The sequence below is a fragment of the Arthrobacter sp. JB02-1C genome, assembly GCF_057748045.1.
On the sequence record NZ_CM173235.1, the window covers coordinates 2,991,157 to 3,011,995 of the forward strand.

Annotated in this window: 20 protein-coding genes; 17 read left to right on the forward strand and 3 right to left on the reverse strand. The window is 67.6% G+C overall.

Annotation, left to right across the window (positions count from 1 at the left end; all coding sequences use genetic code 11):
* Positions 1-8 precede the first annotated feature (8 nt).
* On the forward strand, positions 9-1,169 hold the full coding sequence (locus AC3ANP_RS14020) for an acyl-CoA dehydrogenase family protein (protein ID WP_488333067.1): 1,161 nt from the start codon (positions 9-11) through the stop codon (positions 1,167-1,169).
* Positions 1,170-1,189: 20 nt separating this feature from the next.
* On the opposite strand, the gene AC3ANP_RS14025 is transcribed toward AC3ANP_RS14020, so the two are convergent.
* Entirely contained in the window at positions 1,190-1,423 is a 234-nt protein-coding gene (locus AC3ANP_RS14025; RefSeq protein WP_488330761.1) for a DUF5703 family protein, read from the reverse strand.
* 39 nt (positions 1,424-1,462) lie between these two features.
* Between AC3ANP_RS14025 and AC3ANP_RS14030 the strand changes: the two genes are divergently transcribed.
* The 3 genes from AC3ANP_RS14030 (at position 1,463) to AC3ANP_RS14040 (ending at position 4,826) form a co-directional block, all read left to right on the forward strand.
* On the forward strand, positions 1,463-1,726 hold the full coding sequence (locus tag AC3ANP_RS14030; RefSeq protein ID WP_488330762.1) for a hypothetical protein: 264 nt from the start codon (positions 1,463-1,465) through the stop codon (positions 1,724-1,726).
* A 187-nt stretch (positions 1,727-1,913) separates the two neighbouring features.
* Positions 1,914-3,557 carry an HNH endonuclease signature motif containing protein gene (locus tag AC3ANP_RS14035; protein WP_488330763.1) on the forward strand — a complete coding sequence of 548 codons (1,644 nt, stop codon included), beginning with the start codon at positions 1,914-1,916 and terminating at the stop codon, positions 3,555-3,557.
* Positions 3,558-3,627: 70 nt separating this feature from the next.
* Positions 3,628-4,826 (forward strand): IS3 family transposase gene (locus AC3ANP_RS14040; protein WP_488330764.1). Its coding sequence is split into 2 segments (ribosomal slippage): positions 3,628-3,895 and positions 3,895-4,826, totalling 1,200 coding nucleotides; the frame shifts between segments, so codons are not numbered across the junction.
* 225 nt (positions 4,827-5,051) lie between these two features.
* Here AC3ANP_RS14040 and AC3ANP_RS14045 read toward each other — a convergent pair.
* Positions 5,052-5,987 (reverse strand): aldo/keto reductase, encoded by a 936-nt coding sequence (locus AC3ANP_RS14045; RefSeq protein ID WP_488330765.1) that lies wholly within the window; start codon positions 5,985-5,987, stop codon positions 5,052-5,054.
* Positions 5,988-6,038: 51 nt separating this feature from the next.
* On the opposite strand from AC3ANP_RS14045, the gene AC3ANP_RS14050 reads away from it, so the two are divergent.
* Positions 6,039-6,872 carry an undecaprenyl-diphosphate phosphatase gene (locus AC3ANP_RS14050; protein WP_488330766.1) on the forward strand — a complete coding sequence of 278 codons (834 nt, stop codon included), beginning with the start codon at positions 6,039-6,041 and terminating at the stop codon, positions 6,870-6,872.
* A gap of 15 nt (positions 6,873-6,887) precedes the next feature.
* On the forward strand, positions 6,888-8,171 hold the full coding sequence (mshC, locus tag AC3ANP_RS14055; RefSeq protein ID WP_488330767.1) for a cysteine--1-D-myo-inosityl 2-amino-2-deoxy-alpha-D-glucopyranoside ligase: 1,284 nt from the start codon (positions 6,888-6,890) through the stop codon (positions 8,169-8,171).
* A 72-nt stretch (positions 8,172-8,243) separates the two neighbouring features.
* Here mshC and AC3ANP_RS14060 read toward each other — a convergent pair whose 3' ends face one another.
* On the reverse strand, positions 8,244-9,149 hold the full coding sequence (locus AC3ANP_RS14060; RefSeq protein WP_488330768.1) for a PAC2 family protein: 906 nt from the start codon (positions 9,147-9,149) through the stop codon (positions 8,244-8,246).
* A 121-nt stretch (positions 9,150-9,270) separates the two neighbouring features.
* On the opposite strand from AC3ANP_RS14060, the gene AC3ANP_RS14065 reads away from it, so the two are divergent.
* The 11 genes from AC3ANP_RS14065 to AC3ANP_RS14115 all read left to right on the forward strand — a co-directional run bounded on the left by AC3ANP_RS14065 (position 9,271) and on the right by AC3ANP_RS14115 (position 20,830).
* Positions 9,271-10,053, forward strand: coding sequence for an HAD family hydrolase (locus AC3ANP_RS14065; RefSeq protein WP_488330769.1), 783 nt, complete (start codon positions 9,271-9,273; stop codon positions 10,051-10,053).
* Positions 10,046-11,254, forward strand: a complete 1,209-nt coding sequence (locus AC3ANP_RS14070; protein ID WP_488330770.1) for a site-2 protease family protein — start codon at positions 10,046-10,048, stop codon at positions 11,252-11,254. Before AC3ANP_RS14065 ends, AC3ANP_RS14070 begins: the two co-directional genes overlap by 8 nt.
* 100 nt (positions 11,255-11,354) lie before the next feature.
* A complete protein-coding gene (locus AC3ANP_RS14075; protein ID WP_488330771.1) occupies positions 11,355-12,467 on the forward strand; it encodes a tRNA (adenine-N1)-methyltransferase in 1,113 nt (370 codons plus the stop codon).
* A gap of 81 nt (positions 12,468-12,548) precedes the next feature.
* Positions 12,549-14,363, forward strand: a complete 1,815-nt coding sequence (gene arc, locus AC3ANP_RS14080) for a proteasome ATPase (protein WP_488330772.1) — start codon at positions 12,549-12,551, stop codon at positions 14,361-14,363.
* Entirely contained in the window at positions 14,360-16,021 is a 1,662-nt protein-coding gene (gene dop, locus AC3ANP_RS14085) for a depupylase/deamidase Dop (RefSeq protein WP_488330773.1), read from the forward strand. Before arc ends, dop begins: the two co-directional genes overlap by 4 nt.
* Before the next feature lie 100 nt (positions 16,022-16,121).
* A complete protein-coding gene (locus AC3ANP_RS14090; protein WP_488333068.1) occupies positions 16,122-16,322 on the forward strand; it encodes a ubiquitin-like protein Pup in 201 nt (66 codons plus the stop codon).
* A 121-nt stretch (positions 16,323-16,443) separates the two neighbouring features.
* Positions 16,444-17,274: a proteasome subunit beta gene (prcB, locus tag AC3ANP_RS14095; protein WP_488330774.1), complete on the forward strand. Its 831-nt coding sequence runs from the start codon at positions 16,444-16,446 to the stop codon at positions 17,272-17,274.
* Position 17,275: 1 nt separating this feature from the next.
* Complete coding sequence (gene prcA, locus AC3ANP_RS14100) at positions 17,276-17,983, forward strand: proteasome subunit alpha (protein WP_488330775.1); 708 nt, start codon at positions 17,276-17,278, stop codon at positions 17,981-17,983.
* Position 17,984: 1 nt separating this feature from the next.
* Complete coding sequence (gene pafA / locus AC3ANP_RS14105; protein WP_488330776.1) at positions 17,985-19,349, forward strand: Pup--protein ligase; 1,365 nt, start codon at positions 17,985-17,987, stop codon at positions 19,347-19,349.
* 112 nt (positions 19,350-19,461) lie between these two features.
* Positions 19,462-20,397, forward strand: coding sequence for an FKBP-type peptidyl-prolyl cis-trans isomerase (locus AC3ANP_RS14110; protein WP_488330777.1), 936 nt, complete (start codon positions 19,462-19,464; stop codon positions 20,395-20,397).
* A 37-nt stretch (positions 20,398-20,434) separates the two neighbouring features.
* Positions 20,435-20,830 (forward strand): FKBP-type peptidyl-prolyl cis-trans isomerase, encoded by a 396-nt coding sequence (locus AC3ANP_RS14115; protein WP_091254229.1) that lies wholly within the window; start codon positions 20,435-20,437, stop codon positions 20,828-20,830.
* Positions 20,831-20,839: the final 9 nt, after the last annotated feature.

The following is a 20,839-nucleotide window of genomic DNA, read 5'->3' on the forward strand; positions in this document are numbered from 1 at the left end:
CGACGGATATGACCATCGAAGACATCCTGCCCGAAGCACTGCTGGAACGGATCCGAAGCCGGGCCGCCGGCTACGACCGGGACAACGTTTTCTTCGCCGAGGATCTCCAGGACCTCGCCGCGGCGGGCTACTTGAAGATTTTCGTCCCGGAGTCCGACGGCGGCCTGGGCCTCGGCCTGGCAGCGGCGGCGCAGCTGCAGCGCCGGCTGGCAACGGCGGCCCCCGCCAGCGCCCTGGCGATCAACATGCACCTGGTCTGGACCGGCGTCGCGCACGTGCTGGCGGCACGGGGCGACAGCTCGCTTGACTTTGTCCTGCAGGAGGCTGCCGAAGGTGAAATTTTTGCGTTCGGCAACTCCGAGGCGGGCAACGACTCGGTGCTTTTCGACTCGCGCACCGAAGCCACGCCGCTGCCGGACGGAAGTTACGGTTTCACCGGGCGGAAGATCTTCACCAGCCTCTCGCCGGCGTGGACCAGGCTGGGAATCTTCGGGAAGGACGCGTCGGCCCGCAACGGCGACGGTGAACTCGTCCACGGCTTTATCACCAGGGACACCCCGGGCTACGAGATCCTAGACGACTGGGACACGCTGGGCATGCGCGCCAGCCAGTCCAACACCACACTCCTTGAAGGCGCCGTGGTGCCGGCGGACCGGATCTTCCGCAAGCTCCCCGTCGGCCCTAACGCTGACCCGCTCATCTTCGCCATCTTTGCCTGCTTCGAAACGTTGCTGGCCGCGGTCTACACGGGGATCGGGGAGCGGGCGCTGCAGCTCGGCGTGGACGCTGTCAAGTGGCGCACCTCGTTCAAGAACGGCGGCCGCAGCTACGCCCAGGACCCGGACATCCGCTGGAAGGTCGCGGAAGCGGCGATGGCGATGGATGCGCTCTACCCGCAACTCGCCAGCGTGGCGGCCGACGTCGATGCCCTCGCCGAGCACGGCGGGCAGTGGTTCCCGAAGCTTGTCGGCGTCAAGGTCCGGGCCACCGAAACGGCCCGTACCGTGGTGGACCTGGCCATCAGGGTCTCCGGCGGATCCAGTTACTTCAGGGGTACGGAACTCGAACGCCTCTACCGGGACGTGCTGGCCGGCATGTTCCACCCGTCCGACGACGAATCGGCGCACAGCACGGTGGCGAGCGCGTGGCTGGGGCCGCTGGATTCCTGACCCGAGAGGGTGCCGGGGTATTAGACGGTCCGCTGGACCTGGAAGACCCGACGCCGCAACCAGAAGCGCCGGCCGCCGCCGACATACAGGACACTTCGTTCCAGTTCCCACTTGCCGTACTCCGAATGTGCAGCCAGCAGGCGACGCGCCTCGGGCAGCGAATCCTCAGGGCTGACCGTCAGTACGAGGTACTCGTACTGACGCGCATAGTCCCGTTCCCGGCGGACCGAACTGCTCAGAAAATGTTCCTTCATCGCTCTCCATTTTCATCTTTTTCGGGCTAACGTGAAGTCATGAGCATCGATCCGCGTGTCGCGCTTCAGTCCCTCACTTCTGCCCTGGAGGAGCACTTGGCTGCTGCCGCAACCCGGCGGGGAGACGGGGATCCCGCGGTGGAAGCAGCCTTTTTTGCCGTTGCCGATGCCTTTGAAGTCTACGACGATTCCCTTTACGACGCCTACGGCGAAGTGACGCCGCTTGAAGTCATCGACGACGATGAGGACGACGAAAGCGAAGACGTCGACGATGAGGAAGACCTCGAACTCTTGCAGGACTAGGCCCGGAATCGGGAGGCTGCTGCCTTCCATCCCGGGCAGGATCGGCACCTCCACACTGCCTGACTGACGTCGGCCTGACCGCTGCGAAGGTGCCTGCCGTCCGTCCCTTCCGTCTCCGGCAGCGGGCGCTTCCCGTCCCCGGCAACGGCTCGGGAAGAATGTCACACCCCCTTGGGAGACTGAGGGTATGGGAATCGGTGCAGCTCTCATCGTTCGTCCGGCTGGTGGGCCGGGCGGTGATGCGGGCCGGGTTCCGGCGCTGGCGGGGGTTCGTCCCGCCGGTGGGCCGGGCGGGGTCCCGGCGCTGGAGGACGTGCTGGGGTTGTTACGGGAAGTGTCGGCCTCGGCGGTCGCGGAGACGGCGTTGCTGGGTTTCGCGGACGCGGCCGTGTTCGCTGGCCGGGTCGAGGAGATCTCCCGGGCCGTGGAATACCTGCAGGTCGTCGCGGCCGCAGCCGTGGACCGGTCCCGGAAGGAAGCCCCGGACGCGCTGCCGGCCGCCGGGGACGGCTACCGCAAGACCGGGGAGTTCCTGCGGGACCGGTTGCAGATCACCGCCGCCGAGGCCCACCGGCGCCTGTCCCTGACCCGGGCCGTGCTGCCACGCACCGGGTTCACCGGTGAACCGCTGCCGCCGGCGCATGAGGAACTCGCCGCGGCCCTCGCCGCCGGGACCGTCCCGTCCCGGTCCGCGACCATCATCACCCTGGCCCTGGACCGCGTCCGGCCGCTCTGCGACCCGGACACCCGTGCCCGGATGGAACACACCCTGACCAGCACCGCCATCGAACACGACCCCGACTTCCTGGCCCGGATCGCCCGGCGCTGGACCGACGCCATCGACCAGGACGGCGCCGAACCGGCCGAAGAGGCCCTCCGCCAACGCCAGGGCGCATTCCTCCGCCGCCCCCGCCACGGGCTCCAGCACCTGGAAATCTTCGCCACCACCGAACAATTCGAACACCTCCTGACCGTGATGAACACCGCCACCAACCCCCGCACCACCCCTGCCCCGGGTGGGGCCACGGGTGCGGCCGCGGGTGCGGCGGCGGGTGCGGCCGGCACGGTGTCACCGGACGCGGCCCCGGGCGGGGCCGCGGGTGGGGCCGGAAGCAGCGGCAGCGGGAACGACTCCGTCGGCGCGGTCGCCGGGTCCCTGGACTGGCGGTCACGGCCGCAGCGGCTCCTCGACGGCCTGATCGGTGCCTGCAAAGTCGCCCTGGCCTCCGGCGGGCTGCCCGCCACCGGCGGCCTCCGGCCCCAGATCATGGTCACCATCGACTACCGCGACCTCCTGGCCCGCCTCGACCGCGACCACAGCACCACCAGCACCACCCCTGGCCTCTTCCCCGGCCCCGCCACCGCGTCAGGTGACCGCGACCGCGGGACCGGGCCCGGACTAGGTTTCACCGGCACCGGGACCCTGGCGTTCACCGGCCCCGTCACCGCCGCCACCATCCGCAAAATCGCCTGCGACGCCGACATCATCCCCGTCCTGCTCGGCACCGACAGCCGGATCCTGGACATCGGCCGCACCAGCCGCCTCTTCCCACCCCACCTCCGCAAAGCCATCACCGCCCGCGACCAGGGCTGCGCCTTCCCCGGCTGCCCCATCCCCGCCCCCTGGTGCGAAGCCCACCACATCACCTACTGGTCCCGCGGCGGACCCACGTCCGCCGAGAACGGAGTCCTGCTCTGCTCCCACCACCACCATCTGATCCACAAGGAAGCCTGGACCATCCAACCCTGCGCCGGCATCCCCTGGTTCATCCCGCCACCCCACCTCGACCCCCGCCAACACCCCCAACGAAACCACTACTTCAGATCGTGAACTGGGGTTAACCTCTGTTGGTGGACACCTGAAGTAGCGGGATCCTCGGATTCTGCGGGAAGGTGTTCTTGTGAGCACGACAAGACGTAAATTCACTCCGGAGTATCGACGGGAGGCGGCGCGGCTCGTTATTGATACCGACAGAGCGATCGCGCCGGTGGCCAGGGAACTCGGGCTGGGAGAGCAGTTACTGGGCCGGTGGGTTGCGCAGGAGCGGGCCCGGCTGGCGGCCCCCGAGGAATTCGCAGCGGCCGAGACGGACAAATCGGAGCTGGAGCGTTTGCGCCGGGAAAACGCGCAGTTGAGGATGGACAACGAGTTCCTGGGAAAAGCCGCAGCCTTCTTCGCCTCCAAGCAGCAGAATCGGAATGTTTCGAGCTGATGGAGGCTGAGAAGGCTAACTATCCCGTCCAGCGTATGGCCCGGCTTTTGCGGGTTTCCCGGTCCGGGTTCTACGCCTGGCTTCGACGTTCCCGGTCAGAGCCCTCGGCGCGGAGTGCGGAGCGAGCGAAGCTGGATGTGAGGGTCCGGGACGCTCACACGAGGTCGTACGGGACCTACGGGGCGCCGCGGATCCACGCCGAACTGCCCCGCAACGGGGCCGGTGTTGACCGGAAGACCGTGGCCGCGTCCCTGCGCCGGCAAAGCCTGGAAGGGATCTCCCCGCGGCGGTTCCGGCCGGTAGCGCCGATCGGTGAGGCCCGGGTCCATTCGATCCCGGATCTGGTGGCAAGGAAGTGGGATACAGGGACCCTGGACGCAGTGTGGATCTCGGACATCACGTATCTTCGCACCGGCGAGGGGTGGCTGTATTTGTGTGCGGTCAGGGACGGCTGCTCGCGGCGGGTGATCGGCTGGGCGATGGACTCGATCCAGACGGCCAGCCTGGTCGAACGCGCGCTCCGCATGGCCCACATCCTGCGCGGCGGAGGCCCGGAGGGGGTCGTGTTCCACGCCGATCGCGGCACCCAATTCACTTCCACCCAGCTCAACGACGTCTGCGCCGGCCTGGGCATCCGCCAATCCGTCGGACGCACCGGGGTCTGCTGGGATAACGCCATGCAGGAATCATTCTGGTCCACTCTCAAGACCGAGTTCTACGACCGCCGCCGCTGGGCAACCAGACACGAGGCAATCCGCGCGACCGGCCGCTGGATCGAGGAGTTCTACAACCGTGCCCGGCTCCATTCAGCACTCGGCTACACCGCACCCGTGGAACACGAACGATTCCTCACCACAACAAAACCTCAGCCGGCACAAGCCGCCTGACCAACTGTCCACGATTTGCGGGCAACCCCAGAACCCCGCAGCGTGGAGGGGGAGTGCGCCTGGGGAAGGGGATTGAGCCCCGGGCCGGCAGCGGGGGCACCGGGGGATCAGCAAGCGCGGTCGCAGCAACACCGGGGAAGTTGGGGAGCCTGAAGCTGGAATCGCCCTACCCGGCGCCAGGGGTGGCGGCCGGATGGTTGGCCCGGGCCCGACTGGTGATTCCGGTCAGGCCGGGTTGGAGACGTCTTCCAAGGCCGAGGCGATCTCCGGCGGCAGCGCGGTCTGTGCCGCATCCATGATTTCTTTGAGTTGCACCGGTGTCCTGGCGCCGACCACCGCGGTGGCAACGCCGTGCTGCGAAAGCAGCCAGCTAAGGGACACGTCCAGGGCGGTACGGCCCAGGCCCTTGGCGGCGATCGCCACCGCTTCGACGACGCTGGAGGCGGCACCTTCGAGGTACGGTTCCACGTAGCTGGCCAGCCGTTGGTGCGCGGCCCGCGAATCAGCGGGCACGTGCCCCCGGTACTTGCCGGTCAGCACGCCGCGGCCCAGGGGCGCCCAGGCCATCAGGCCCAAGCCGGCGTCCTCGAGCGCGGGAATCAGCTCAGCCTCGGGCTGGCGCCGCACCAGCGAGTACTCGGCCTGGCATGCCACCAGCGGGAAGCCCGCGAGTGCGGCTGCCTTTGCCGTTTGCCAGCCGTTGAAATTGGACACACCGGCATAGCGCGCCCGCCCGGAGCGTACCGCGAGGTCGAGGGCGGACAGGGTTTCCTCCAGCGGGACGTTCGGGTCCCAGGCCTGCGCGAACCAGATATCGACATAGTCCGTGCCCAGCCGAGCCAGGCTGGCATCGAGGCCGCCGAGCATGCCGCTGCGGGAAGTATCCACGCTGTGCCGTCCGCCCGACGTCGTCACGCCCGCCTTCGTCGAGATCACCACCTCGGAACGCGCGACGACGTCGCCCAGCATGTCCCCGAGCATCGCCTCCGCCCGTCCGCCCGCGTATGACGCGGCAGTATCGATCAGGGTGCCGCCGCCGTCGACAAACGCGTGGAGCAGGGCCGCAGCATCCTGCTCGTCGGTCTCACCGGCCCACGACATGGTGCCAAGGGACAAGGACGAGACTCGCAACCCACTGTTGCCGACATAACGCTGCTGCATGCCAGCAAGCTTACGGTGCTGGGGAAACTTCATAACGTAGGGTCTATAAACGTGAACTGGATAGAAGCGGCCTTTCTGGGCCTTGTGCAAGGGCTGACCGAATTCCTCCCGATCTCCTCAAGCGCGCACCTGCGGATCGTCGGAGCCTTCCTCCCGGACGCAGCGGACCCCGGGGCGGCCTTCACCGCGATCACCCAGCTCGGCACCGAAACGGCCGTGATCGTCTATTTCTGGCGTGACATCGTCCGGATCGTCAAAGCCTGGTTCGGTTCGCTGACCGGCAGGGTGTCACGGCAGGATCCGGACGCCCGGATGGGATGGCTGGTGATCCTGGGCAGCCTCCCGATCATCATCCTCGGCCTGCTGTTCCAGGACCAGATCGAATCGGTGCTCCGCAGCCTCTGGGTCGTCGCCACCACCCTGATCGTGTTCGGCATGATCCTGGCGGTGGCCGACGCGATCGGCCGGCAGGAACGGGACCTGACCCGACTCACGTACAAGCACGGCATCTACTTTGGCCTCGCCCAGGCCATGGCGCTCATACCGGGAGTATCCCGCTCCGGCGGCACGATCACCGCCGGCCTGCTCATGGGCTACACCCGGGAGGCCGCAGCACGCTATTCCTTCCTGCTGGCGATCCCCGCGGTCTTCGGCAGCGGCCTCTACCAGCTCTACAAGGTTGTTTCCAAGGAGGGCATCACCGGCCCGTACGGGCTGCCGGAGACCGCCCTCGCCACCGTGATCGCGTTCGTGGTGGGCTACATCATCATCGGCTGGTTCCTCCGTTACGTCTCCACCCGCAGTTACCGGCTCTTCGTCTGGTACCGCATCTTCCTGGGTCTCGCGCTGTACCTGTTGCTCGGTTTCAATGTCGTCAGCGCCTAGCACTAGGCTTGACCTGTGAAATCCTGGACCTCCCGCCCCGTTCCCCAACTCCCGGGCAGCATGCCTGCGCTGCGCCTCTTCGACAGCGTCCGGCGCGACTTCGTTACCGTGGAAGCAACCGGGAACCAGTCAATGTATGTCTGCGGCATCACCCCGTACGACGCCACGCACATGGGGCACGCGGCCAGTTACGTCGCCTTCGACCTGCTCAACCGGGCCTGGCGCGACGGCCGCCAGCAGGTCGCCTACGTCCAGAACGTCACCGACGTCGATGACCCGCTGCTGGAGCGCGCGACGGCCACGGGCGTGGATTGGCGGGACCTCGCGGCCAGCCAGATCGAACTTTTCCAGACGGATATGGAAGCGTTGAACGTCCTGGCGCCGGACCACTACGTCGGCGCGGTGGAGGAAATCCCGCGGATCGTGCCGGCGATTGAACTGCTACTCCAGCGCGGGCTCGCGTACGCCGTTGCCGGCACCGGCGGGGAGCCCGACGGCGACATCTACTACGACGTCGAAGCGGCCGGCAAGCACTCCGCCGACGCCCGCGATGCCTGGACCCTGGGGTCCATTTCCGGGCTCTCCGACGCCGAAATGCTCGAGCTGTTCGCCGAGCGCGGCGGCGATCCGGGCCGCGCCGGTAAACGCCAGGCCCTCGACCCGCTGCTGTGGCGGGTCGCCCGGGCGGGTGAACCGAGCTGGCCGGGCGGCGAACTCGGCGACGGCCGGCCCGGCTGGCACATCGAGTGCACCGTCATCGCCCAGCAGTACCTGCCCGCGCCCTTCACGGTGCAGGGCGGCGGCTCCGACCTCATCTTCCCGCACCACGAGATGGGCGCCGGACATGCGTACTCCCTCGCCGGAAAGCCGCTGGCCAAATACTTCGCGCACGCCGGCATGGTGGGCCTGGACGGCGAAAAAATGAGCAAGTCCAAGGGCAACCTGGTGCTGGTCTCGAAACTGCGGGCCGCCGGGGAAGAACCGGCTGCCATTCGGCTGGCCATCCTGGCCAACCATTATCGCAGCGACTGGTCCTGGACCGAGGAGGGCTTCGCCGCGGCCAAGGAACGCCTCCGCACCTGGCGCACGGCCGTGGACCGCGCCCCGGAAGGCTCGGCGGCTCGGCTGCTGGAACAGTTGCGGGCTGCCCTCTCCGCCGATCTCGATGCCCCGGCCGCCATCGCAGCCGTGGACGCCTGGGCGGCCGCAGCGCTGGCATCCGGGCAGTCCGCCGGTTCCGCCGCGGACTCGGCCCTGGTGAGCGACGCCGTCGACGCCCTGCTCGGCGTCGAACTCTAGCGCACTACCGGCCACCGGAACACCCGGAATCGTCCCGGCGCCGGCCCCGCAGCCGGGCGCCGGGACGCTCCCTTAAGGCTTGTCCTTGCCCCGGCGCTTGAGGTAGCGCTCGAATTCCCGCGCAATCGATTCGCCGCTGGCCTCGGGCAGGTCGGCGGTGTCCTTGGCTTCCTCCAGCTGCCGCACATAGGCCGCTATTTCGGGGTCCTCGGTGGCGAGCTCATCCACGCCCCGCTCCCAGGCATCCGCGTCCTCGACCAGTTCCTGGGTGTCCAGCGGCACCTGCAGCAACTCCTCGATCCGGTGCAGCAAAGCCAGCTGCGCCTTTGGCGAGGGCGCCTGGGCAACGTAGTGCGGCACGGCGGCCCACAGGGAGATCGTGGGCAGCCCGGCCAGCAGGGCCACCTCGCCGAGGACGCCGACGATCCCCACCGGACCTTCATACTGCGAAGCTTCCAGATCCATCCGCTCCCGCAACGCAACGTCGTCCGTGGAGGCGCTGACCGGGATAGGGCGGCTGTGCGGCACGTCGGCCAGCAGCGCACCCACCAGGATGACGTAGTCCACCTTCAGGGCCTCGGCATGGACCAGCAGTTCCGCCGTGTACGCACGCCACTTATAGGACGGCTCGGTGCCCTGCACGATGATGACGTCGACATTCGAGCCTGGGACGCTCGCCTTGTAGATCCGGGTGGAGGGCCACTTGATCTTCCGCTCACCCGAGGCGGTGCGGCGGATCGTGGGCCGGGTGAACTGGAAGTCGTAATACTCGTCGGCATCGATCGAACCGGCCTTCTTGCCGCCCCACAGCTTGTTCAGGTAGCGCAGGGCATCGCTGGCGGCCTCGCCGGCGTCGTTCCACCCCTCGAACGCACCAAGCATCACCGTCACGCGTTGGCCTTCCGCGACGGGCTGCAATAACCGCTCGGGCTCGAGCGTGGCGCCCGTTTCCGTGGAGTCTGACTCGAAGCTGTTCATGAGTTCACCCTACGTCCAAGTCCCGGGGGAGCGCAGGCAGGGAACCGCAGCAAGTCCCCGGAAATTCGCCGACGGCGTAGCGCACGCCGGACAGTTCGGGCCACACCGTAGACTGGGACGCATGCGATCCCCAGCCTCCCAGCCCCTGCTTAAAGCCGCACTCTGGGACATGGACGGCACCATCGTGGACACCGAGCCGTACTGGATCGAAGCCGAGTATGCCCTGGTGGCCGCCCACGGCGGTAACTGGTCCGAGCAGCAGTCCCTGCAGCTTGTCGGGCAGTCCTTGGTCTACTCGGCCGGCATCCTGCAGGAAACCGGCGTGGACCTGGGAACCCGGGAAATCATTGACACGCTCACGGCCCACGTTGTCCACCGCGTCCGTGAGTCGGTGCCCTGGCGGCCCGGCGCCCGGGAGTTGCTGGACGAACTTCATGCCGCCGGCGTCCGCTGCGCCCTCGTGACCATGTCCGAGGCGCCTTTGGCCCGCGAGATCGTCAGCAGCCTGCCCCGACCGTATTTTGAATTCGTAGTCACCGGCGACACCGTCACGCAGGGCAAGCCGCATCCCGAGGCCTACCTGACGGCTGTTGAGCTGTTACAGCAGCAGGATCCGGAACTCGACGTACGGCATTGCGTGGCGCTGGAGGACTCCGCCCCCGGCGTGGCTGCCGCGGTGGCTTCCGGCGTTCCGACGGTGGCGATCCCGCACATTGCCCCGCTGCCGGACGACCCGCGCCGCGCCACCTGGGTCACGCTTGCCGGACGCACGGTCGCCGACCTTCAAGACGTCATCACCGGCAGGTACGAAGCCGCCAACGCGGGTGAACTGGAACCCGCCGGCGAGCTCGAACCCGCCGGCGAGCTCGAAGCCGCCAGCGTCGGAAGCCGCAACCTTGGCTGACCGGCAGGGTCCCGAGCCGGCCGGGGAGGAGCGTCCCTTTTCGCTGCGCGGCGGGATCCCGCTGGGCCGGATCGCCGGCATTCCGGTGGTGCTCGCCTATTCGTGGTTCGCGATCGCCGCCTTCACGGTGGTGGTCTACGGGCCGGTGCTGGCGCACAACAGTCCGCGGCTGGGCGGCGCTGCCTATCTCGTGGCCTTTGCCTATGCCGTGCTGTTGCTGATCTCGGTGCTGGTCCATGAGCTGGCCCATGCCCTCAGCGCACGGTTCTATCGCTGGCCCACCCGCAAAATCGTCCTTAATCTCTGGGGCGGCCACACCCAGTTCGAAGATTTCACCGCTTCGCCGGGCCGCTCCGTGATCGTGGCCCTGGCCGGGCCCGCCGCGAACCTGCTCCTCGCCGCCGCGGGCTGGCTGCTGCTGGCCGGCGGCCAGCTGACCGGAGTGGCGGACACGCTCGCCAACATCTTCGTCTGGGCGAACCTGCTCATCGGCATCTTCAACGTCCTGCCCGGGCTTCCGCTGGACGGCGGCCGGCTGGTCGAATCCGCGGTGTGGAAGGCCACCGGAAACCGCGAGAAGGGCACCATCGCCGCGGGCTGGGCCGGCAGGGTCATCGTGATCGCGATCGCCGTGTGGTTTGTGGCGCTGCCCCTGCTCAGCGGCAACCGGCCGGACACCTCGCTCATGCTCATTACGGTGATGGTGGGCGGCTTCCTCTGGCTCGGGGCAACCGCCTCCATCCAGCAGGCCCGGTACCGCAGCCGGCTGCACCTGGTCGACGCGGCTGCCCTGGCGGAGCCCGCGCTCGGCCTCCCGGCGTCGGCGACCGTGGCCGACGTCTTGCGGTATTCGCCGGCCGGAGCCCCGGCAGTGGTGCTGTACGGGCCGGACGGGCGGCCGGCCGCCGTCGTTGATCCGACCGCGGCAGCGGCTGTGCCCGCCGCCGTGGCCCCGTCCACGCCGGCGTCGGCCGTCGCCTACCCCCTGACCGCGGGCGCCTACGTCAAGGCAACCGACCGCGGCGCCGAATTGCTGGCCTACCTCGCCCAGCTCGAGGGGTCCGACTATGCGGTCGTCGACGACGCCGGCACGGTCACCGGGCTGCTGCGCCAACTGACCGTGCTAAACGCCCTCACCGGCAAGGGCGCCCGCGGCATGGCCGGGTCCGGGCGCCGGCCGAGCGCCGGAAGCAGGACCTGAACGGGTAGAGTTACCTGCCGGTCGTGATTTATCCGGCCCACGACCACGGGCCGACGCGATTACGCGGGCACCCACGTTTTACAGGAGCGAGGAACTTTCCATGAGCAGCGACACTGCCGCCAGCGCAACCCCCGGCGGCGACGGCTCCGCATCCCCTGACACTGCTGCGCCTGATACCGCTGCGCCTGACACTTCGACGCCGGTCGCCGCGACGCCCGCACCGGTTGGCGCGAACCGCCGCCGCGGCCCGTTCCGGGAGGGCGAACGCGTCCAACTGACCGATGAGCGCGGCCGGATGAACACCATCAGCCTCGAAGCCGGCGGCGCCTTCCATACCCACCGCGGCTTCCTCAATCACGACGACATCATCGGCAAGCCGGACGGTTCGGTGGTGGTGAACAACGTCGGGCAGCAGTACCAGACGTTGCGGCCGCTGCTCTCCGACTTCGTCCTGTCCATGCCCCGCGGCGCCGCGGTGGTGTACCCGAAGGACGCCGCCCAGATTGTCACGATGGCGGACATCTTCCCGGGCGCCCGCGTGGTGGAGGCAGGAGTCGGGTCCGGCGCGCTGTCCATCTCGCTGCTGCGCGCGGTGGGCGACAACGGCTACCTGCACTCCTTCGAACGCCGCGAGGAATTCGCGACCATTGCCCGCGGAAACGTCGAGACGATTTTCGGCGGCCCGCATCCTGCCTGGCGGATCAGCCTGGGCGACTTCCAGGACGAAGTGGTCAGGACCGAGGCGCCGGCCTCCGTGGACCGGGTGGTGCTGGACATGCTGGCCCCCTGGGAGTGCCTCGACGCCGTCGCCACCGTGCTGGCCCCCGGCGGCGTCTGGATCAACTACGTGGCGACCGTGACGCAGCTTTCCCGGACCGCCGAAGCCATCCGCGCCGACGGCCGGTTCACCGAACCGGACGGCTGGGAATCGATGGTCCGCGGCTGGCACCTCGAAGGCCTCGCCGTCCGCCCCGACCACCGGATGGTGGCCCACACAGGGTTCCTCCTGGTGACCCGACGGCTGGCCGACGGCGTCACCGGCATCTCGGTGAAGCGCCGGCCGTCAAAGACGGATTTCGACGCCGAAGACGTCAACGCGTGGACCCCCGGGGCCGTCGGCGAACGGGCCGTCTCCGACAAGAAACTGCGCCGGGCAGCGCGCGACGCCATGGCCGGAACGAACGTCGTGGACAACCCCGAGGTCACGAACTAGTCCGCATTTCGGAAGTCTTCAGCAGTACGCGACATCTTGGGGCTATCGTCTTAATAGAGGTACTGAAGGGGCTGATGCACGATGGAGACTCCGAACAACAACCACGGCCGTACGCCGTCGGAGGACGAGGCGGTGTCGGCACCGTCCGCGAACCGGCCAGGTCGGGCGGAACCGGCCGACGTCGAGCGCTACGCCGACAGTGAGCTGTCCGTGTCCGAACGCCAGGTGAACATCCTGCGCGACAAGCTCCGCCACATCGACCGCCAGCTTTCGGCCGCCACGCAGAACAACTCCAAGCTGGTGGCGATGCTGGAAACCGCCAAGGCGGAGATCCTGCGGCTCAAGACCGCTCTTGAGCAGGAGGGCCAGCCGCCGTACAGCTTCGGCACCGTCCTGCAGCTGAATCCGAAGCGGCAGCCGGCCGCCGGCAGCAGCGGGCAGGCCGCCACGGAGGAATCCGTGGATATCTTCAACGCCGGCCGCAAGATGCGCGTGGGGCTCAGCCCGCTGGTCAACATCAACCAGCTCAGCGCCGGCCAGGAGGTGCTCCTGAACGAGGCGCTCCTGGTGGTCGCCGGGCTCGGCTACGAGCGCGCCGGGGACCTCGTGACCCTCAAGGAACTGCTCGGCGCGGACCGTGCCCTCGTGGTGGGACGCGCGGACGAGGAACGCGTGATCCGGCTTTCCGGGGCCCTGCTCGCGCAGAAGCTGCGGGTCGGCGACGCGCTGTCCATCGATTCCCGCACGGGCTACGCCCTGGAGAAGATTCCGCGCTCCGAAGTCGAAAACCTTGTCCTGGAGGAAGTCCCGGACATCACCTACCAGGACATCGGCGGGCTTGGCCCGCAGATCGAACAGATCCGGGACGCCGTCGAACTGCCGTTCCTGCACCCCGACCTGTACCGGGAGCACGGCCTGAAGGCCCCCAAAGGCATCCTGCTGTACGGCCCCCCGGGCTGCGGCAAGACCCTCATCGCCAAGGCGGTGGCCAACTCCCTGGCCGCCCGTGCCGCGGAGCGTGCCGGCAAGACGGACATGAAGAGCTACTTCCTCAACATCAAGGGCCCGGAGCTGCTGGACAAGTACGTCGGCGAAACCGAACGGCACATCCGCCTGATCTTCGCCCGGGCCCGGGAAAAGGCTTCCCAGGGGAGCCCCGTCGTGGTCTTCTTCGACGAGATGGACTCACTGTTCCGCACCCGTGGCACCGGCATCTCCTCGGACGTCGAAACCACGATCGTTCCGCAGTTGCTGAGCGAGATCGACGGCGTGGAGCGGCTCGAAAACGTGATCGTGATCGGCGCCTCCAACCGCGAGGACATGATCGATCCGGCCATCCTGCGGCCGGGCCGGCTGGACGTGAAGGTCAAAATCCAGCGGCCCGACGCGGAAGCGGCAGCCGACATCTTCAACAAATACATCACCACGGATCTGCCGTTTCACGAGTCGGACATCGCCGAACACGACGGCGACGTGCAGGCGACGGTGGATGCGATGATCCAGCGGACTGTGGAAGCGATGTACTCCACCGAGAAGTCCAACGAATATCTCGAGGTGACCTACGCCAACGGGGACACCGAGATGCTCTACTTCAAGGACTTCAACTCCGGCGCCGTGGTGCAAAACGTGGTGGACCGGGCCAAGAAATCCGCCATCAAGGACCTCCTCACCACCGGGCAAAAGGGGCTGCGGATCGACCACCTGCTGCGCGCCGTGGTCGACGAGTTCCGCGAGCATGAGGACATGCCCAACACCACGAACCCGGACGACTGGGCCCGCATCTCGGGGAAGAAGGGCGAACGCATCACCTACATCCGGACCATCGTCCAGGGCAAAGCCGGCCAGGAACCCGGAAAGGCCATCGAAACCATGCCCAGCACAGGCCAGTACCTATGACCCCGGGCCCGTCAGCAGCATCCGAAGGGCTGCCCGTCGGCGGCGCGATGCGGGTGATGGGCTCCGAAACCGAGTACGGAATCCACGCGCCCTCAGCCCCGGGTGCGAACGCCACGATGATGTCCGCCCGGGTGATCCAGGCCTACGCCCAGGTGACCCGGCAGCGCGCCGCCGGCGGCGCCGAGACCCGCTGGGACTACACGGATGAGGAGCCGTTGCATGATGCCCGCGGCTGGACCCTTGAACGGAGCGCCGCCTCACCCGAACAGCTCACGGACCGGGCGCCGGTGCTGGACGCTGAAGCGGTCGCCCTCGCGTACGGCCGGGCGGAACTGGACCACGACGGCGAGGACGAGTCCGGCACGCTGCTGATGAATATGGTGCTGGGCAACGGGGCACGGCTCTACGTGGACCACGCCCACCCGGAATACTCCAGCCCCGAGGTCACCAACCCGCGCGACGCAGTGGCCTGGGACGCCGCCGGCGACGTCGTGGCCCTCGCGGCGGTCCGCCGGCTGGCTGCCGATCCGGACCTGCCCCCGATCAACCTGTACAAGAACAACACCGACAACAAGTCGGTGTCGTACGGCTCGCACGAGAACTACCTGATGCCCCGCTCGGTGCCGTTCGGTGAAATCGCCCGGGGACTGACGCCGTTCTTCGTGACCCGGCAAATCATGTGCGGCGCCGGCCGCGTCGGCCTGGGCCAGGACAGTTCGCGGCCCGGCTACCAGATCAGCCAGCGCGCTGATTTCTTCGAAACCGAGGTGGGACTGGAGACCACCATCCGCAGGCCGATCATCAACACCAGGGACGAACCGCACGCCACCGCGGACAGGTACCGCCGGCTGCACGTGATCATCGGCGACGCCAACCTCAGCCAGGCCTCGAACTTCCTCAAGTTCGGCAGCACCGCTTTGGTGCTGAGCCTGATCGAGGCCGGGCTGGCGCCCCGGGTGGAACTCCACGAACCGGTGGCGGCACTCCAAACGGTCAGTCACGACACCGCGCTCACCGCGACCCTCCGCCTGCTCGACGGCCGGCTCGTTACTGCCCTGGACCTGCAGTGGATGTACTTCGAGGCCGCCGCGAAGCTCGCGCAGGACACCGGCGTCGCAGACGCTGTCGACGGGGACGGCCACACCCATGCCGTGCTGGAACAGTGGTCCACGACGCTGACCGAGCTGGACAGCGACCGGGCCGCGGCCGCCACCTCGGTGGAGTGGCTGGCCAAACTTTCCCTGTTGGAGGGCTACCGGCAGCGCGACGGGCTGCAATGGTCCGATGCCCGGCTGGGGCTGATAGATCTGCAGTGGGCGGATATCCGCCCCGAAAAGGGCCTGTACTACCGGATGCTGGCCAGGGACCGGATGCAGCGGATTGTCGAGGACGCGGCCATCGAGCGGGCCGTGACCCAGCCGCCGTCGGACACCCGGGCGTACTTCCGCGGGCATTGCGTCAGCCAGTTCGGCACCGACCTGGTCGGGGCCAGCTGGGACTCCGTAATCTTCGACCTGCCCGGCCGCGGCAAGCTCCAACGCGTACCCACCCGTGAGCCGCTGCGGGGGACGGAGGCGCTCACCGGCGCTCTTTTCGCCCGGCACCGCGAGGCGGCACCGTTCCTGGCCGAGCTTCTGGGACCGGCCCCCGGTTCCTAGCCGCAAAGACCAGACGCCGTGGCGCCGGCGTGGCAATATGGCTTTAAGGATGTCCCCTGCAGGATGGGACGGACAGTACTACCAGGAGAAGGAGAAAGCGATGGCAGGCCAGGAGCAGCAGCAGCCGCAGTCCCGGGATACCGAGGTGGAGGAGGACGTCCCGGCCCCGCCCGCAGCGCCCGAGGCCCAGGCCTCTGACGCCACTCAGGGCGTGGATGACCTGCTCGACGAGATCGACGGCGTGCTCGAGTCAAACGCCGAGGAGTTCGTCCGGGCCTTCGTCCAAAAGGGCGGCCAGTAGGCCCACGCCCTGCCGGGGTGCGGAATTACCGGAGGAGAACCGGAACTGAGGAGACTCTGTTTGAGCAGACACAGGCTGAGGGCCGGAAGTCGTTGACCCACTACGTTGAGGGAGTGCATCAGTGCAGGAAACATCAGCCAGCCAGGTAGCAGCGAACGCGACGTCCTCGTTTACCGAGCACCTGCAGCGGTCCCGGCCCGAACTGCTGCCGTACAACGCCCTGCACGCCGGACTGCCGGCCGCCGGTCCCGCCGCGGGGCCGGTCCAGGCGCCCCACGCCACCACCATCGTCGCCATGACGTACGCCGGGGGAGTCCTGATGGCCGGCGACCGCCGCGCGACCATGGGCAACGTCATCGCGAGCCGGCACATCGAAAAGGTTTTCCCCGCGGACCAGTTTTCGGTGCTGGGCATCGCCGGAACTGCCGGGATCGCCCTGGACATCACGCGGCTGTTCCAGGTGGAGCTGGAGCACTACGAAAAGATCGAAGGCACCCAGCTCAGCCTGGACGGCAAGGCCAACCGGCTCGGTGCCATGATTCGTGGAAACCTGCCCATGGCGATGCAGGGACTCGCCGTCGTTCCGCTTTTCGCCGGCTTCGACCGGCCGGCCGGAGTGGGCAGGCTGTTTTCCTATGACGTCACCGGCGGCCGGTACGAGGAACAAGAACACCACACCGTGGGATCCGGCTCGATGTTCGCCCGCGGAGCACTGAAAAAGCTCTGGCGGCCGGGGCTGTCCGACGCCGAAGCCGTCCGGGTCGCCGTGGAAGCACTCTACGACGCCGCCGACGACGACTCCGCCACCGGCGGACCGGACCCGGTCCGGCAGCTGTGGCCGGTGGTCTTTACGGTCAGCCGGGCCGGCGCCGCCCGGGTTCCCGAGCGTGAACTCGCCGCCGTGGCGGGCGCCATCATCGAATCACGGGCCGTAGCCCAGCGGGAGGCCTGAGATGACCCAGCAGTTCTATGTGTCGCCGGAACAGCTGATGAAGGACCGGGCGGACTTCGCCCGGAAAGGCATCGCGCGGGGCCGCTCGGTGGTGGTGGTCAGCTGCCGGGACGGGATCGCCCTGGTCGCGGAGAACCCGTCCCCGTCACTGCATAAGATCGGCGAGATTTACGACAAGATCGCTTTCGCCGCCGTCGGCAAATACAACGAGTTCGAAAGCCTGCGGCAGGCCGGCATCCGCTACGCCGACGTCCGCGGCTACTCCTATGACCGGGAGGACGTCACTGCCCGCGGGCTGGCGAGCGTCTACGCGCAGAGCCTGGGCGCCGTCTTCACCGCGGAGCAGAAGCCGTTTGAAGTTGAACTGGCCGTCACCGAGGTGGGGGACAGGCCGGAAACCGACCACCTGTACCGGCTGACCTTTGACGGCTCGATTGCGGATGAACAAGGGTTCGTGGTGATGGGCGGTCTCGCGGACAAGGTTTCCGAGGCCGTCGCCGCGGGCTGGCGCAGCGACCTGGACTTCGCCGGCGCGATCCGGCTCGCCCTGGCCGGCCTGGTCGCCGACAAGGAATCCGACGCGCTGCCCGCATCGGCCGTGGAAGTCGCCGTGCTGGACCGGGACTCGGAAAGCACCCGCGGCACCCGCCGGGCCTTCCGCCGCCTGGACGACGCCGAGATCGTGGCCCTGCTGGCCGAGGAGAACTGACATGGATAAGCGCATTTTCGGCATCGAAACCGAATTCGGAATTTCCTACTCGAGCCCGGAGTCCCGCCCGCTGGCCCCGGAGGAAGTGGCGCGCTACCTCTTCCGCAAGGTTGTCAGCTGGGGACGGTCCTCCAACGTGTTCCTCACCAACGGCTCCCGGCTGTACCTCGACGTCGGCTCGCACCCGGAATACGCCACCGCCGAATGCGACGACCTGGCCCAGCTCATCGCCCACGACCGGGCGGGGGAGCTGATCCTCGACGACCTCGTGGACGAGGCCCAGGACCGGCTCGCTGCCGAGGGGTTCAACGGCACGGTCTACCTGTTCAAGAACAACACCGACTCCGCCGGGAACTCCTACGGCAGCCACGAGAACTACCTGATTCCGCGCCGCGGCGAGTTTTCCCGGCTGGCTGAAATCCTGATCCCCTTCCTGGTGACCCGGCAGCTGATCGCCGGGGCGGGGAAGATCCTGAAAACCCCGCACGGTGCCACGTTCGCCTTCTCCCAACGCGCAGACCACATCTGGGAAGGCGTTTCCTCGGCCACCACGCGCTCCAGGCCCATCATCAACACCCGCGACGAGCCGCACGCCGACGCCGAGTTCTACCGGCGCCTGCACGTCATCGTCGGGGACTCGAACATGTCCGAAACGACGACCCTGCTGAAAATCGGCACCGTGGACTTGATCCTGCGGATGATCGAGGCCGGCGTGATCATGCGCGACATGCGGATGGAAAATCCGATCCGCAGTATCCGGGAGATATCGCATGACCTGACCGGCCGGGCGCTGGTACGCCTGGCCAACGGCAGGCAGCTGACCGCGCTGGAGATCCAGCGCGAGTACCTGGCCAAGGTTACCGAGTTCGTGGCGGACCGCGGCGCCCACAACCCGCATGTCCCGCTCATCCTGGACCTGTGGGAACGAACGCTCGACGCCATCGAAAGCGGCAACACCGGCACGATCGACACCGAGGTGGACTGGGCCATCAAGAAGAAGCTGATGGACAGTTACCGGGAACGCCAGGGCCTAGAACTCGACGCGCCCCGGATCGCCCAGTTGGACCTGACGTACCACGACATATCGCGCAGCCGCGGCCTGTTCTACCTGCTGCAGTCCCGTGGCCTGGCACGGCGGCTGGTCGACGATACCGCCGTCAAGGATGCCGTTGACGCTCCGCCGCAGACCACCAGGGCAAAACTCCGCGGCGACTTCGTCCGACGGGCGCAGGAATTGGGCCGCGACTACACCGTCGACTGGGTGCATCTGAAGCTCAATGACCGCGCACATCAGACCATCCTGTGCAAGGACCCGTTCCGCAGCGTCGACGACCGGGTGGATGCCCTGCTGGACTCCATGGGCTGATACCCAGCTTTCCGCGTTACGCTGGGGGAGGTGCCGTTTCCCGGCTACCGCATGCTTTGCCGCTGTCAGTTCTCCGGTGAAGCGCCCATCCTGCCCCGACGAAAGTTCTTACGTGCGCCGACTATTAGCAATTCTCCTGCCCGGACTGCTGCTGCTTACCGCCTGCGGCGGCCAGCCTGCTGCCGCTCCGGAACCCACCAGCCAGTCCGCCGGTGAAACCGCGAAACTGGACTCGCTGAAAATCACCGAAAACGGCGATAAGAAGGCTCCCGGCGTTGAGTTCACGAAACCGCTGGATGTCACCCAGCCGACCGTCAAGGTGGTCAACGAGGGCAGCGGCGACCGGCTCAAGGCCAACCAGGTCGCCGAAATCTCGATCGTGGCCTTCAACGGCAAGGACGGTTCCACCGTCGAGGACACCTTTCCCAAGGATCCCGAGAAGCTCGAACTGAACGACGAGCTAAAGACCGGCAGCGCGATCATCTACAACGCGTTCGTCGGCGCCAAGGTCGGTTCGCACCTGGCCCTGGCCGTTCCCGGCCAGGCTGCCAGCGCCCAAGGCGGCGAAGCCCAGCCTTCGCAGCTGCTCGTCATCAAAATCCTGGCCTCCAAGGACGCCGCGCCTGTCCTGGATAAGCCCGAAGGCGACGCCGTTACCCCGCCGGCCGGCCTGCCGACCGTGAAGGACAATGACAAGGGCGTCCCGGAGATCTCCGTCGCCGACGTGGCCGCACCCAAGGCCCTGATCTCGCAGGACCTGATCAAGGGCAAGGGCCAGACTCTCAAGGAAACCGACACCATCACGGTGAACTACGTGGGCGTGGCGCTGGCGACCGGCAAGGTCTTTGACTCCAGCTTCGACAGCGGCAAGAAGGCAACCTTTCCGCTGACCGGCGTGATCAAGGGCTGGACCCAGGGCCTCACAGGCAAGACCGTCGGCTCCCGCGTCCTTCTGGTGGTTCCTAAGGACCTCGCCTACGGCGACCAGGGCCAGGGCGACGCCAAGGGCGACCTCGTTTTCGTCGTGGACATCCTCGGCGTCAAGTAACGTACCCACTCCCAAGCCACCAAACAAAGGAGAAATCATGTCATTTGGACAACGCAACCTCGACCGTGAAAAGCCGGAAATCGACTTCCCCCAGGGCGACGTTCCCACCGAACTGGTCATCACCGACCTGATCGAGGGCGACGGCGCCGAGGCCAAGGCCGGCGACACCGTTTCCACCCACTACGTCGGCGTCGCCTGGTCCACCGGCGAGGAATTCGACGCGTCCTGGGGCCGCGGCGCACCGCTGGACTTCCGGGTCGGCGTCGGACAGGTCATCCAGGGCTGGGACCAGGGCCTGCTGGGCATGAAGGTCGGCGGCCGCCGCCGGCTGGAGATCCCCTCCGAACTCGCCTACGGTTCGCGCGGCGCCGGTGGAGCGATCGGCCCGAACGAGGCCCTGATCTTCGTCGTCGATTTGGTCGCGGTGCGTTAATCCCCACCG

Coding starts and splice junctions, on each gene's coding strand:
- AC3ANP_RS14065 (WP_488330769.1), top strand. CDS start 9,271: ATGCGATCCCCAGCCTCCCAGCCCCTGCTTAAAGCCGCACTCTGGGAC.
- arc (WP_488330772.1), top strand. CDS start 12,549: ATGGAGACTCCGAACAACAACCACGGCCGTACGCCGTCGGAGGACGAG.
- prcA (WP_488330775.1), top strand. CDS start 17,276: ATGACCCAGCAGTTCTATGTGTCGCCGGAACAGCTGATGAAGGACCGG.
- AC3ANP_RS14045 (WP_488330765.1), bottom strand. CDS start 5,987: ATGCAGCAGCGTTATGTCGGCAACAGTGGGTTGCGAGTCTCGTCCTTG.
- pafA (WP_488330776.1), top strand. CDS start 17,985: ATGGATAAGCGCATTTTCGGCATCGAAACCGAATTCGGAATTTCCTAC.
- AC3ANP_RS14025 (WP_488330761.1), bottom strand. CDS start 1,423: ATGAAGGAACATTTTCTGAGCAGTTCGGTCCGCCGGGAACGGGACTAT.
- AC3ANP_RS14090 (WP_488333068.1), top strand. CDS start 16,122: ATGGCAGGCCAGGAGCAGCAGCAGCCGCAGTCCCGGGATACCGAGGTG.
- AC3ANP_RS14075 (WP_488330771.1), top strand. CDS start 11,355: ATGAGCAGCGACACTGCCGCCAGCGCAACCCCCGGCGGCGACGGCTCC.
- AC3ANP_RS14030 (WP_488330762.1), top strand. CDS start 1,463: ATGAGCATCGATCCGCGTGTCGCGCTTCAGTCCCTCACTTCTGCCCTG.
- AC3ANP_RS14020 (WP_488333067.1), top strand. CDS start 9: ATGACCATCGAAGACATCCTGCCCGAAGCACTGCTGGAACGGATCCGA.
- AC3ANP_RS14060 (WP_488330768.1), bottom strand. CDS start 9,149: ATGAACAGCTTCGAGTCAGACTCCACGGAAACGGGCGCCACGCTCGAG.
- dop (WP_488330773.1), top strand. CDS start 14,360: ATGACCCCGGGCCCGTCAGCAGCATCCGAAGGGCTGCCCGTCGGCGGC.
- AC3ANP_RS14035 (WP_488330763.1), top strand. CDS start 1,914: ATGGGAATCGGTGCAGCTCTCATCGTTCGTCCGGCTGGTGGGCCGGGC.
- AC3ANP_RS14115 (WP_091254229.1), top strand. CDS start 20,435: ATGTCATTTGGACAACGCAACCTCGACCGTGAAAAGCCGGAAATCGAC.